Genomic DNA, 13,301 nt, shown 5'->3' on the forward strand with positions numbered 1-13,301 from the left:
ATGCCTCACATTCTGATCGTCGAAGACGAAACCATCATCCGTTCCGCCCTGCGCCGCCTGTTGGAACGAAACCAGTACCAGGTCAGCGAGGCCGGGTCGGTGCAGGAAGCCCAAGAGCGCTTCAGCATTGCCACCTTCGACCTCATCGTCAGCGACCTGCGCCTTCCCGGCGCTCCCGGTACCGAACTGATCAAGCTTGGCCAAGGCACTCCCGTGCTGATCATGACCAGCTACGCCAGCCTGCGCTCGGCCGTCGACTCCATGAAGATGGGCGCCGTCGACTACATCGCCAAGCCGTTCGACCACGATGAAATGCTCCAGGCGGTCGCCCGCATCCTGCGCGATCGTCAGAACGCTCCGGCAGCACCGGCCGAACGCGCCAACGGCAAGGCGGCCGCAGGCGAGAAAGTCGCCGCCGGCAATGCCAATGGCGAGATTGGCATCATCGGTACCTGTCCGCCGATGCAGGACCTCTACAGCAAGATCCGCAAGGTCGCGCCCACCGATTCCAACGTCCTGATCCAAGGCGAATCCGGTACCGGCAAAGAGTTGGTCGCCCGCGCCCTGCACAACCTTTCGCGCCGCGCCAAGGCACCGATGATTTCGGTGAACTGTGCGGCGATTCCGGAAAGCCTGATCGAATCCGAACTGTTCGGCCACGAGAAAGGCGCCTTCACCGGTGCCAGCGCCGGACGTGCCGGTCTGGTCGAAGCTGCGGATGGCGGCACGCTGTTCCTCGACGAAATCGGCGAGCTGCCACTGGAAGCCCAGGCTCGCCTGCTGCGGGTACTACAGGAAGGCGAGATTCGCCGGGTGGGTTCGGTGCAGTCGCAGAAGGTCGATGTCCGCCTGATCGCGGCGACCCACCGTGACTTGAAAAACCTGGCCAAGGTCGGGCAATTCCGGGAAGACCTCTATTACCGCCTGCACGTCATCGCGCTGAAACTGCCGGCGCTGCGTGAGCGCGGTGCGGACGTCAATGAAATCGCCAACGCCTTCCTCGCCCGCCAGGGCGCGCGCATTGGCCGTTCTGACCTGAAGTTCGCCCACGACGCGGAACAGGCCATCCGTCATTACTCGTGGCCGGGTAACGTGCGGGAGCTGGAAAACGCCGTCGAGCGCGCGGTGATTCTGAGCGAGAGCCCGGAAATTTCCGCTGACCTGCTGGGCATCGACATCGAGCTGAGCGACCTGGAAGACCACGTGCACTTCGACAACCTGCCGGCTATCGGCAGCGCAGCCAACGCCACCAGCCACGAGCCCACCGAAGATCTGTCGCTGGAGGACTACTTCCAGCACTTCGTCCTCGAGCACCAGGACCACATGACCGAGACCGAGCTGGCACGCAAGCTGGGTGTCAGCCGCAAATGCCTGTGGGAACGGCGCCAGCGCCTGGGCATTCCACGTCGCAAGAGCGGCGCTACCAGCGAGAGCTGAGGCACCGCCGCTGCTCCACAGGTAACAGTGACGGCGTGGCACAAACTGTTACCTCTAGGCGGCGACGTAACAAAAACCGGGGTTTACGGTAACGAAATCCCGGTTTTTTTTCGCCTCGAATTGGCCCCCGAAACTACCTAACCCCTTGTTTTACTGGGGTTTGCAAAAGTTGGCACGGCACCTGCTATATGTTCGGTACAAGAACAATAACAAGCACAGCAAAACACAATAAAAATAAGACGAATCGGCTCACGCACAATAAGAACAATACGGCGGAGGCGCAGCTAACTGATTCTTTTGGAGAGGAGTTGTGTTTGGGGCTTGCCCCACAACCGGGCAGAGAACAACAAAAACTGCACTCAAGCAGAGCCTGAACTGGTTGGATCGAGAGATCATCGCAACATCGGCGACCAAAGCAATCCGTTTGCTCTTGTACTCCCGATTAGGGAGACGATCCACAAGCCTTGTGGCGTTTTGTGGATAGGGCGTGAATAAAAACAAGAAGCCCGACAAAAAAACAATAAGAGCACGCAACTACTTCTTGGGGAGCTTCGGCTCCCCTTGTAGTTTCTCCCTTCTGCGAAGCTTCCTACACAGCCATTTTTCGGGCGCCTACACCCTTTTCTGACTAAATGCTAGAATCCACGCCCATCATGCGGCCATTCTACGTTTATGGCCGAAAATTCCTTCAAACAGTGCATCCCATGCTGAAGAAGCTGTTCCAGTCTTTCCGTCCCCCCGTGCATGTCCAGCACCATCGGCGCACCACGCCCGAGGTGATCAACAGCGCACAACATTCGCTGCAGCGCAGCCAGTTCAGCCGCCACGCGGTGAGCATCGTCGAGCGCCTGCAAAGCGCCGGCTACCAGGCCTATCTGGTCGGTGGTTGCGTACGCGACATGCTCTTGGGCATCAACCCCAAGGACTTCGACGTCGCTACCAGCGCCACCCCCGAGCAGGTCCGTGCGGAATTCCGCAACGCCCGGGTCATCGGTCGACGCTTCAAGCTGGTCCACGTCCATTTCGGGCGCGAGATCATCGAAGTCGCCACCTTCCGCGCCAACCATCCGGTGGATGAAGAAGAAAACAGTCACCAGTCTTCCCGCAACGAGAGCGGACGGATCCTACGTGACAACGTCTACGGCACCTTGGAAGAAGATGCCCAGCGCCGTGACTTCACCATCAACGCCCTTTACTACGATCCGGTCAGCGAGCGCATTCTCGATTACGCCAATGGCGTACACGACATCCGCAATCGCCTGCTGCGCCTGATCGGCGATCCGACCCAGCGCTACCAGGAAGACCCGGTCCGCATGCTGCGTGCCGTGCGTTTCGCCGCCAAGCTGAACTTCGGTATCGAAAAGCACACCGTGCAGCCGATCCGCGAACTGGCACCGATGCTGCGGGAAATCCCGGCGGCGCGGCTGTTCGAGGAATCGCTGAAGCTGTTCCTGTCCGGACACGCCGCCGACACCTTCGAGATGCTGGTGGACCTGCAACTGTTCGATCCGCTGTTCCCGGCCAGTGCCCAGGCCCTGGAAGAGCACCCGAACTACACCCACACGCTGATCAGTCAGGCGCTGATCAACACCGACCTGCGGATCAAGCAGGGCAAGCCGGTCACCCCGGCGTTCCTGTTTGCCGCCCTGCTCTGGCCAGCCCTGCCGGGTCGCGCCCTGTACCTGCAAAGCCGCGGCATGCCGCCGATCCCGGCCATGCAGGAAGCCGCCCACGAGCTGATCGCCGAACAATGCCAGCGCATCGCCATTCCGAAGCGCTTCACCCTGCCGATCCGCGAAATCTGGGACATGCAGGAACGCCTGCCACGCCGCAGCGGCAAGCGTGCCGACCTGTTGCTCGACAACCCGCGTTTCCGTGCCGGTTACGACTTCCTGCTGTTGCGTGAAAGCGCAGGCGAGGAAACCGAGGACCTCGGCCAGTGGTGGACCGCCTATCAGGAATGCAACGAAAGCGAGCGCCGCGAGATGATCCGCGAGCTGGGCGGCCGTGAAGAAGGCAGCAGCGCCGGCCCACGCAAACGCAAGCGCAGCCCGAGCAAGCGCAAGCGCGTCGACAGTGGCACAGGCGAGTAAGCAGCATGGTCCGCGTCTACATCGGCCTGGGCAGCAACCTGGCCAATCCGCAGGAGCAGTTGCGCAGCGCCATTGAAGCGCTGGCACTGCTACCGGATACACAGGTCGCCGGCGTTTCGTCCTTTTATGCCAGCGATTCGCTGTCCCCCGGCCAGCCGCGCTACACCAACGCCGTGGCCGCGCTGGACACCGCACTCGAGCCCATTGCGCTGCTCGACGCCCTGCAAGCCATCGAGGCGGATCAGGGCCGCGAACGCAAGGAGCGCTGGGGCCCGCGCACCCTTGACCTGGACATCCTGCTCTACGCCGACCGGGTCATCGACGAACCGCGACTGAAAGTGCCCCACTACCACATGCACGCCCGCCCGTTCGTGCTCTATCCCCTGGCCGAACTGGTGCCCGAAGGCTTCCGGCTGGCAGATCAGCGGCCCCTCTCGCAATTACTGGCAGATTGCCCGTTCGTCGGCCTCGAGCGCCTGTAACCGGGCGTTCCCCCAGCGGTAACGCCCGTAACAGCCACGACGTAACAATGCGGTAACACGGTAATTGACTTCCCCCCTCGCGCTCACGACTATAGGCGTCCCGTGGCACCCCAGTGCCATAAACAAGGCGTAAATAGGCCTGGAACAGATCCAAACCCAAACACCACGATCGATGATGTGCTGTTCCAGAAGATGAATACATGCGTTGTACGCAGTGGTTTTTCACAGCGCCTGAACGAGGATTGCTTTTCATGCCAGACGTAACCCTGACCACCCTCCAGGCCCTCAAGGCCAAGGGTGAGAAAATCGCCATGCTGACCTGCTATGACGCGACCTTCGCCCAGACCGCGAACCGCGCCGGCGTGGAGATCCTGTTGGTGGGCGATTCCCTGGGCATGGTCCTGCAGGGCCATGACAGCACTTTGCCGGTGACCAATTCAGAAATGGCCTACCACGTCGCCAGCGTCAAACGCGGCAACGAAGGTGCGCTGATCCTGGCCGACCTGCCCTTCATGGCGTATGCCACCCCCGAGCAAGCCTTCGCCAACTGTGCCCAGCTGATGCAGGCCGGTGCGCACATGGTCAAGCTCGAAGGCGCCGCCTGGCTGGGCGACACCATCCGCCTGCTGGCTGAGCGTGGCGTGCCGGTTTGCGCCCATCTGGGCCTGACCCCGCAAGCGGTGAACATCCTCGGCGGCTACAAGGTCCAGGGCCGTCAGGAAAACCAGGCCCGGCAGATGCGCGCCGACGCCATCGCCCTGGAACAGGCGGGTGTCGCAATGCTGCTGCTCGAGTGCGTGCCGAGCGAGCTAGCCGCGGAAATCACCCAGGCCGTGGGCATTCCGGTCATCGGTATCGGCGCTGGCAGCGCCACCGATGGTCAGGTGCTGGTCATGCACGACATGCTGGGCCTGTCGCTGACCGGTCGTACACCGAAGTTCGTGAAGAACTTCATGGCCGGCCAGCCGGACATCCAGAGTGCTTTCCAGGCCTATGTCCAAGCGGTCAAGGACGTCAGCTTCCCTGGCACCGAACATGGGTTCAGCGCATGAACACCGTCAAGACCGTTCGCGAGCTGCGCGCCGCCGTCGCCCGCGCCCGCAGCGAAGGCAAGCGGGTCGGTTTCGTACCGACCATGGGTAACCTGCACAGCGGCCACGCGGCTCTGGTGACCAAGGCCGCCCAACGCGCCGATTTCGTCGTCGCCAGCATCTTCGTCAACCCGCTGCAGTTCGGCCCCAGCGAAGACCTCGACAAATACCCGCGCACCCTGGCCGCCGACCAGGAGCGCCTGCTCCAGGCCGGTTGCCACCTGCTGTTCGCCCCCACCGTCGAAGAGATGTACCCCGACGGCATGGGCGTACAGACCCGGGTCAGCGTTCCGCACCTCTCGGAAGGTCTCTGCGGCGCCAGCCGTCCCGGCCACTTCGAAGGCGTGGCCACGGTAGTCAGCAAACTGTTCAACATGGTCCAGCCGGACCTGGCCATATTCGGTCAGAAGGACTTCCAGCAACTGGCGGTGATCCGCGCGCTGGTGCGTGACCTGAACATGCCGATCCAGATCATCGGCGAGCCGACGGTGCGCGCTGACGACGGCCTGGCGCTGTCCTCGCGCAACGGCTACCTGAACGACGAACAGCGCGCCATCGCGCCAACCGTCTACCGCACCCTGAGCCACATGGCCGAGGCGATCCGCCAGGGCCGTCGCGACTACCCGGTGCTGATTGCCGAAGGCCAGCAAACGCTACAGACCGCCGGCCTCAAACCGGACTACCTGGAAGTACGCCAGGCGCTGAACCTGCGCCCGGCCGGCGAAACCGACCGCGATCTGGTGATCCTGGTGGCAGCGTTCCTCGGTGCCACCCGCCTGATCGACAACCTGCACCTGAATCTCGACGAGAAGTAAGCTCGAAGAGCAAGTCCGTGCCATCATCCGAAGGCCAGACCGTGTCTGAATGACATATCTCAATGGCATTTGCCGGCCCGCCGCGAAATAATCCGCGAGGGCCGGCAAACGGTCCCGGGTACACAGTGTCCAAGGCAGTTCAAGCAACCAAGGAAACCTGCAGCGATGGCGTATTACCGCACTCCTCATGATGTCACCGCTCTGCCAGCCTGGCAGGCACTCCAGCAACACCGCGAAGCCATGCAGGATTTCAGCATGCGCGAGGCATTCAATGCCGAACCGCAACGTTTCAACCAATTCTCCCTGAGCAGTTGCGGGCTTTTCCTCGACTACTCGAAAAACCTGATCAACGCCGAGACCCGCACCAAGCTGGTCGGTCTGGCCAATGAAGTCGGCTTGAAAGAGGCGATCGACGCCCTGTTCGCCGGCGAGATCCTCAACGCCTCCGAAGGTCGCCCGGCCCTGCACACCGCGCTGCGCCGCCCGGTCGGCGACAAGCTGAGCGTCAACGGCGTCAACGTGATGCCGGAAGTGCACAAAGTGCTGAACCAGGTCACCGAGCTGGTTGGCAAGATCCACGACGGGCTGTGGCGCGGCTACAGCGAGAAGCCCATCACCGACGTGGTGAACATCGGTATCGGCGGCTCGTTCCTCGGCCCGGAGCTGGTCTCCGAAGCCCTGCTGCCCTACGCCCAACGCGGCGTGCGCTGCCATTACCTGGCGAACATCGATGGCAGCGAATTCCACGAGCTGTCGGCCAAGCTGCGCGCCGAAACCACCCTGTTCATTGTTTCCTCGAAATCCTTCAACACCCTGGAAACCCTGAAGAACGCCCAGGCCGCTCGCGCCTGGTACCTGGCCCAGGGCGGCTCGGAAGCCGAGCTCTATCGCCACTTCATCGCCGTTTCCAGCAACAAGGCCGCCGCAGTGGCCTTCGGTATCCGCGAAGAGAACATCTTCCCGATGTGGGACTGGGTGGGCGGGCGCTACTCGCTGTGGTCGGCCATCGGTCTGCCGATCGCCCTGGCCATCGGCACCGCCAACTTCAAGGAACTGCTGTCCGGTGCCTACACCATGGACCAGCATTTCCAGAACGCGCCGTTCGAGCAGAACATGCCGGTGCTGCTGGCCTTGCTCGGAGTCTGGTACGGTAATTTCTGGGGCGCGCAGGCTCATGCGATCCTGCCGTACGACCATTACCTGCGTAACATCACCAAGCACCTGCAACAACTGGACATGGAATCAAACGGTAAATCCGTCCGTCAGGACGGCACGCCGGTCAACCACGACACCGGCCCGGTCATCTGGGGCGGCGTAGGCTGCAACGGCCAGCACGCGTATCACCAGTTGCTGCACCAGGGCACCCAGTTGATTCCGGCCGACTTCATCGTTCCGGTGGTCAGCTTCAACCCGGTTGCCGACCACCATCAGTGGCTGTACGCCAACTGCCTGTCGCAAAGCCAGGCGCTGATGCTCGGCAAGACCCGCGCCGAAGCCGAAACCGAGCTGCGCGAGAAGGGCATGGCCGAGGCCGAGGTGCAGAGGCTGGCGCCGCACAAGGTGATCCCTGGCAACCGCCCGAGCAACACCTTGGTGGTGGAGCGGATCAGCCCGCGTCGTCTCGGCGCGCTGGTGGCCATGTACGAGCACAAGGTCTTCGTGCAGAGCGTGATCTGGGGCATCAACGCCTTCGACCAATGGGGCGTGGAACTGGGCAAGGAGCTCGGCAAAGGCGTCTACCAGCGCCTGACCGGCGGCATCGAAGAACCTGCCGAAGACGCCTCGACCCAAGGCCTGATCAACTACTTCCGCGGCCGTCACCGCGGCTGACCGCCTAACGCTGCCCCCGAACATGGCCGGGGGCAGCGACTACACTGTCCTGACCCGGCAGCCTTCGAACATCACGGCGAAGACCCGCTCCCCCGCGTGCAGCAGGAGCGTCACCGTTGATGAAGGCAACGCCGTCCCATAACAACAGGACAGGTTGTGCCATGTTCGAGATCAGTACCTTCCCCAAAGCCGACGCCGTCAGTCGCGCCGCCGAAATCAGCCAGGCCGACTACGAACGCCTCTACCGCCAATCGATAGAACAGCCCGATCAATTCTGGACCGAGCAGGCCAAACGCCTGGACTGGGTCAGCCCGTGGAGCGCGATCCAGGAGTGCGACATCCGCACCGGCAAAGCCGTCTGGTTCAAGGACGCGAAACTCAACGTCAGCTACAACTGCCTCGACCGCCACCTGGCCAAACACGGCGACCAGCCGGCGATCATCTGGGAGGGCGACGACCCGAGCCGTTCCGCCACCCTCAGCTATCGCCAGGTGCACCAGCAGGTTTGCCGACTGGCCAACGTGCTCAAACAACGCGGCGTGAACAAAGGCGACCGGGTGTGCATCTACATGCCGATGATCCCGGAGGCGGCTTTCGCCATGCTCGCCTGCACCCGCATCGGCGCGATTCACTCGGTGGTGTTCGGCGGCTTTTCCCCCGATGCCCTGCGCGACCGCATCCTCGATGCCGACTGCCGGACGGTGATCACCGCCGATGAAGGCGTGCGCGGCGGCAAGACCGTCGCCCTCAAGCAGAACGTCGACAAGGCCCTGGCCAGTTGTCCGAATGTAAACAGTGTGGTGGTGGTCAAGCGTACCGGTGGCAAGGTCGAATGGAACGACCAGCGCGACCTCTGGTATCACGATGCCATCGCCCAGGTCAGCGACGACTGCCCGCCCGAACCGATGGACGCCGAAGACCCGCTGTTCATCCTCTACACCTCCGGCAGCACCGGTAAACCCAAAGGCGTGCTGCACAGCACCGCCGGTTATCTGCTACAGGCAGCCATGACCTTCAAAGTGGTGTTCGACTACCGCGAAGGCGAAGTCTTCTGGTGCAGCGCCGACGTCGGCTGGGTGACTGGCCACAGCTATATCGTCTACGGACCGCTGGCCAATGGCGCCACCAGCGTGATGTTCGAAGGTGTGCCGAACTACCCGGACGCCTCGCGTTTCTGGCAAGTCGTGGACAAGCATCAGGTAAACATCTTCTACACCGCACCCACCGCCCTGCGCGCCCTGATGCGCGAAGGCGAAGGCCCGCTGAAAAATACGTCGCGCAAAAGCCTGCGCCTGCTCGGCAGCGTTGGCGAACCTATCAACCCGGAAGCCTGGGAGTGGTACTTCAACGTCGTCGGCGAGCAACGCTGTCCCATCGTCGACACCTGGTGGCAGACCGAAACCGGCGCCACGATGCTGACCCCACTGGTCAGCGCCCGGCACATCAAGCCCGGCTGCGCGACCAAGCCGATGTTCGGCGTCCAGCCGGTGCTGCTGGACGAGAAAGGCCAGATCATCGAAGGCCCCGGCGCCGGCATGCTGGCGATCAAGGCCAGTTGGCCGGCGCAGATCCGCAGCGTCTACGGCGATCACCAGCGGATGATCGACACCTACTTCAAACCCTTCCCCGGCTATTACTTCACCGGCGATGGCGCCCGCCGCGATGAACAGGGCGACCTGTGGATAACCGGGCGCATCGACGACGTGATCAATGTGTCCGGCCACCGCATCGGCACCGCCGAGGTGGAAAGCGCGCTGGTGCTGCACGACAGCATCGCCGAGGCGGCGGTGGTCGGTTATCCCCACGACCTCAAGGGCCAGGGCATCTACGCCTTCGTCACACCGATGAATGGCATCGAGCCAGACGAGGCGCTGAAAAAAGAGCTGCTGGCGCTGGTCAGCAAGGAAATCGGCAGCTTCGCCAAACCGGAGCTGATCCAGTGGGCACCGGCATTGCCCAAGACCCGCTCGGGCAAGATCATGCGGCGGATCCTGCGCAAGATCGCCTGCAACGAGCTGGACAACCTGGGCGACACCTCGACCCTGGCCGACCCGGGCGTGGTGCAGGGGTTGATCGATAAGCGGCTCAATACCTGATAGAACGTTTCCCTGGATTGGGGGACCTATCGCGAGCAAGCTCGCTCCTACAATGCCCGTAGGAGCGAGCTTGCTCGCGATAAGGCCACAGCGCCCCCACGCTTCGGAAACCGACATCAAGGCCCCCATGGAACCCCTTCGCCGCCGTATCGAAACCCAAGTCATGAGCCTCACCGGCCTCGCCCTCGGCCAGCTCGACCTGGAAAACCCCAAGGGCGACCCCGGCCTGTTCGGCCCGCAAAGCGTGTGCTGGCAAGTGCACGGCGATTTTCCCAGCATGCTGGTCGGTGGCATCAGCGCCCTGATGCTGCAGGTCCTGCATCCGCTGGCGCTGGCAGGCGTCTGGGATCACTCCAACTTCCGCGAGGACATGCTCGGCCGCCTGCGCCGCACCAGCCAGTTCATCTCCGGCACCACCTTCGGTTCGACCCGCGACGCCAACTGGCTGATCGAGCGGGTGCGCACCATCCACCTGCAGGTCGTCGGCACCGCTGCGGATGGTCGCCCGTATGCTGCCAGTGACCCGGACCTGTTGACCTGGGTGCATGTCTGCGAAGTGAGCAGCTTCCTCGCCGCTCACCTGCGCTACCGCAACCCGCACTTGAGCGACGCGGCGCAGGACGCCTATTACAACGAAATCGCCCTGATCGCCGAACGCCTCGGTGCTCGCGACGTGCCGCGCTCCCGCCAGGAAGTCGCGGACTACCTGCGACGCATGCGCCCGCAACTCCAGTGTGATGAACGCAGCCGCGAAGTGCTCCGCGTCCTGCTCGACGCCCCGGCGCCGAGCCGTCTGGCCAAGCCGGTCGGCAGCCTGATGATGCAGGCCGGGATTGGGCTGCTGCCGGACTGGGCCGCGGACATGCTCGCGCTCAGGCAAGGAGCGCTGAAACAGCGAGTGGTCGGACTGGGCATCAATACGGTGGCCCCGGTGCTGCGCTGGGCGATGCGCGATGGATCAGCGCATCGGGCACGGCGGCGGATGGGAGTCAGTTAAGCCTGGCGCTACGCTTGAGGGCCTCGGCACCGGACATCTCCAATCCACCGCCATCTATGCCACTATGTCGCCCGATCGAAGCCACAGAAGCTTCAGCGTTCCTACGCTAAATCCAACAACAATGAGGACCCGCGCATGCAAGATGTCGTAATCGTCGCCGCCACCCGTACTGCCGTCGGCAGTTTCCAGGGCGCGCTGGCCACAATTCCAGCCGTTGACCTGGGCGCCGCCGTGATCCGCCAGTTGCTGGCCCAGACCGGCCTGGACGGCGAGCTCGTCGACGAAGTCATCCTCGGCCAGGTACTGACCGCCGGCGCCGGACAAAACCCGGCACGCCAGGCCGCGATCAAGGCCGGCCTGCCCCACGCTGTTCCGGCCCTGACCCTGAACAAGGTCTGCGGCTCCGGCCTCAAGGCCCTGCACCTCGCCGCCCAGGCCATCCGCTGCGGCGACGCCGACATCATCATCGCCGGCGGCCAGGAAAACATGAGCCTGTCCAACTACGTCATGCCCGGCGCCCGCACCGGTCTGCGCATGGGCCACGCGAGCCTGGTCGACACCATGATCAGCGACGGCCTGTGGGATGCGTTCAACGACTACCACATGGGTATCACCGCCGAGAACCTGGTGGAGAAGTACGGCATCAGCCGTGAAGAACAGGATGCCTTCGCCGCCGCTTCCCAGCAGAAAGCTGCGGCCGCCATCGAAGCCAAGCGCTTCGTCGACGAAATCACCCCGATCCTGATCCCCCAGCGCAAAGGCGACCCGATTGCCTTCGTCACCGACGAACAGCCCCGGGCCGGCACCACCGCCGAATCCCTCGGCAAGCTCAAGCCAGCCTTCAAGAAGGACGGCAGTGTTACCGCCGGCAACGCCTCGTCGCTCAATGACGGCGCCGCCGCCGTGATGCTGATGAGCGCGGCCAAGGCGCAAGAACTGGAACTGCCAGTACTGGCGCGGATCAAGGCCTACGCCAATGCCGGGGTCGACCCGGCGATCATGGGCATTGGCCCGGTCAGCGCCACCCGCCGCTGCCTGGACAAGGCCGGCTGGACCCTTGACCAGCTCGACCTGATCGAAGCCAACGAAGCCTTCGCCGCCCAGGCCCTGTCGGTGGGCAAGGAACTGGGTTGGGATGCGAGCAAGGTCAACGTCAATGGCGGCGCCATCGCCATCGGCCACCCGATCGGCGCGTCGGGCTGCCGCGTGCTGGTCACCCTGCTCCACGAAATGATCAAGCGCGACGCGAAAAAAGGTCTGGCGACCCTGTGCATCGGCGGCGGCCAGGGCGTTGCCCTGGCAATCGAACGCTGATCGACACGGGAGGGGCCGCGCTGGCCCCTCCTCCGCCCCGACGGTAAACTGCACGCCCGCAACCAAGGCCACGTGCATGTCCTCCTTGAATCAGGCGCTGCGCGCCGCCCTCGATAGTCGCCAACCCCTTCTCGCTGAACTGCATGCCCAAGGCACCGACTGTTACCGCCTGTTCCATGGCAGCCAGGAAGGCGTGCCCGGCCTGACCGCCGACCGCTACGGCCCGCAACTCATGGTGCAGAGCTTTCACCAGACACTGGAACGCGACGCCCTGCTGGACCTGCACGCCAGCATCGAGCAAAGCCTCGGACAACCGCTGCAACTGGTCTACAACGACCGCTCGCGGGGCAACAGCCGAATCGACCGTCAGGACACGGTGTACCAGGCGACCGAGGAAGCGTTGGAGGAAACCGTCGGCCATGAGTGGGGGCTGAATTACCGAGTGCGCGGCCGTCATGCCGGGCAGGATCCCCTGCTGTTCCTCGACCTGCGCAACGCCCGTGGCTGGGTCAAGCAGCACAGCGCCGGCAAAAGTGTGCTCAACCTCTTTTCCTACACCTGTGGGGTCGGCCTGAGCGCGGCAGCCGGCGGTGCCAGCGAGGTGTGCAACCTCGATTTCGCCGAAGGCAACCTGGCTGTCGGTCGCGAGAACGGTGCGCTCAATCCGCAACTGGCACCGATGGACTTCATCCAGTCCGACTACTTCCCGGCAATCCGCCAACTGGCCGGGCTGCCCATCAGCCAGCGGCGCGGGCAGAAGCTGCCGTCCTATGTGCGCCTGGAAGCCCGGCAGTTCGACCTGGTATTTCTCGATCCGCCGGCCTGGGCCAAAAGCGCGTTCGGTACGGTTGACCTGCTGCGCGATTACCAAAGCCTGCTCAAACCGGCCTTGCTGACCACCGCCGAAGACGGTGTGCTGATCTGCAACAACAACCTGGCCCGGGTCGACATGGACGACTGGCGCGAACAGGTGCTGCGCTGCGCGGAGAAAGCCGGTCGCCCGGTGCGCGAGTGGCAGGTGATCAGCCCGGCCGCGGACTTCCCTTCGCACGATGGTCGCCCGCCGCTAAAGACATTGGTGCTGCATCTGTAGGGCACACAGACCGGGGGCTGTCGGGTTTTCCCGGCAACCGCCGGAACTCGATT

The 13,301-nt window shown here is 63.5% G+C and carries 10 protein-coding genes; all 10 read left to right on the forward strand.

Translation table 11 applies throughout. The features are described from left to right. Window positions 1-1,437 carry a sigma-54-dependent transcriptional regulator gene (locus NTD88_RS22250; protein ID WP_262127965.1) on the forward strand — a complete coding sequence of 479 codons (1,437 nt, stop codon included), beginning with the start codon at window positions 1-3 and terminating at the stop codon, window positions 1,435-1,437. 704 nt (window positions 1,438-2,141) lie between these two features. After that, the gene (locus NTD88_RS22255; RefSeq protein ID WP_262154067.1) at window positions 2,142-3,530 is read left to right on the forward strand and encodes a polynucleotide adenylyltransferase PcnB; all 1,389 of its coding nucleotides are present in this window, start codon (window positions 2,142-2,144) and stop codon (window positions 3,528-3,530) included. A 5-nt stretch (window positions 3,531-3,535) separates the two neighbouring features. Then, on the forward strand, window positions 3,536-4,012 hold the full coding sequence (gene folK / locus NTD88_RS22260) for a 2-amino-4-hydroxy-6-hydroxymethyldihydropteridine diphosphokinase (RefSeq protein ID WP_175651995.1): 477 nt from the start codon (window positions 3,536-3,538) through the stop codon (window positions 4,010-4,012). 251 nt (window positions 4,013-4,263) lie between these two features. Continuing rightward, window positions 4,264-5,064 carry a 3-methyl-2-oxobutanoate hydroxymethyltransferase gene (panB, locus tag NTD88_RS22265; protein WP_095159752.1) on the forward strand — a complete coding sequence of 267 codons (801 nt, stop codon included), beginning with the start codon at window positions 4,264-4,266 and terminating at the stop codon, window positions 5,062-5,064. Further along, on the forward strand, window positions 5,061-5,918 hold the full coding sequence (panC, locus tag NTD88_RS22270; protein ID WP_262154066.1) for a pantoate--beta-alanine ligase: 858 nt from the start codon (window positions 5,061-5,063) through the stop codon (window positions 5,916-5,918). The genes panB and panC overlap by 4 nt, the downstream gene beginning before the upstream one ends. A 165-nt stretch (window positions 5,919-6,083) precedes the next feature. Further along, window positions 6,084-7,748, forward strand: a complete 1,665-nt coding sequence (gene pgi / locus NTD88_RS22275) for a glucose-6-phosphate isomerase (RefSeq protein ID WP_262127967.1) — start codon at window positions 6,084-6,086, stop codon at window positions 7,746-7,748. 161 nt (window positions 7,749-7,909) lie between these two features. Further along, a complete protein-coding gene (acs, locus tag NTD88_RS22280) occupies window positions 7,910-9,844 on the forward strand; it encodes an acetate--CoA ligase (protein ID WP_262154065.1) in 1,935 nt (644 codons plus the stop codon). Window positions 9,845-9,971: 127 nt separating this feature from the next. Continuing rightward, on the forward strand, window positions 9,972-10,841 hold the full coding sequence (locus tag NTD88_RS22285; protein ID WP_262154064.1) for an oxygenase MpaB family protein: 870 nt from the start codon (window positions 9,972-9,974) through the stop codon (window positions 10,839-10,841). Window positions 10,842-10,976: 135 nt separating this feature from the next. Further along, window positions 10,977-12,155, forward strand: coding sequence for an acetyl-CoA C-acetyltransferase (locus tag NTD88_RS22290; protein WP_095159747.1), 1,179 nt, complete (start codon window positions 10,977-10,979; stop codon window positions 12,153-12,155). 76 nt (window positions 12,156-12,231) lie between these two features. Beyond that, the gene (locus NTD88_RS22295; RefSeq protein WP_262154063.1) at window positions 12,232-13,248 is read left to right on the forward strand and encodes a class I SAM-dependent rRNA methyltransferase; all 1,017 of its coding nucleotides are present in this window, start codon (window positions 12,232-12,234) and stop codon (window positions 13,246-13,248) included. Window positions 13,249-13,301 lie beyond the last annotated feature (53 nt).

The sequence above is a fragment of the Pseudomonas sp. 20P_3.2_Bac5 genome (genome assembly GCF_025466035.1).
In the GTDB taxonomy this organism is placed as follows: domain Bacteria; phylum Pseudomonadota; class Gammaproteobacteria; order Pseudomonadales; family Pseudomonadaceae; genus Aquipseudomonas.

Coding starts and splice junctions, on each gene's coding strand:
- panB (WP_095159752.1), top strand. CDS start 4,264: ATGCCAGACGTAACCCTGACCACCCTCCAGGCCCTCAAGGCCAAGGGT.
- acs (WP_262154065.1), top strand. CDS start 7,910: ATGTTCGAGATCAGTACCTTCCCCAAAGCCGACGCCGTCAGTCGCGCC.
- pgi (WP_262127967.1), top strand. CDS start 6,084: ATGGCGTATTACCGCACTCCTCATGATGTCACCGCTCTGCCAGCCTGG.
- folK (WP_175651995.1), top strand. CDS start 3,536: ATGGTCCGCGTCTACATCGGCCTGGGCAGCAACCTGGCCAATCCGCAG.
- NTD88_RS22295 (WP_262154063.1), top strand. CDS start 12,232: ATGTCCTCCTTGAATCAGGCGCTGCGCGCCGCCCTCGATAGTCGCCAA.
- panC (WP_262154066.1), top strand. CDS start 5,061: ATGAACACCGTCAAGACCGTTCGCGAGCTGCGCGCCGCCGTCGCCCGC.
- NTD88_RS22285 (WP_262154064.1), top strand. CDS start 9,972: ATGGAACCCCTTCGCCGCCGTATCGAAACCCAAGTCATGAGCCTCACC.
- NTD88_RS22255 (WP_262154067.1), top strand. CDS start 2,142: ATGCTGAAGAAGCTGTTCCAGTCTTTCCGTCCCCCCGTGCATGTCCAG.
- NTD88_RS22250 (WP_262127965.1), top strand. CDS start 1: ATGCCTCACATTCTGATCGTCGAAGACGAAACCATCATCCGTTCCGCC.
- NTD88_RS22290 (WP_095159747.1), top strand. CDS start 10,977: ATGCAAGATGTCGTAATCGTCGCCGCCACCCGTACTGCCGTCGGCAGT.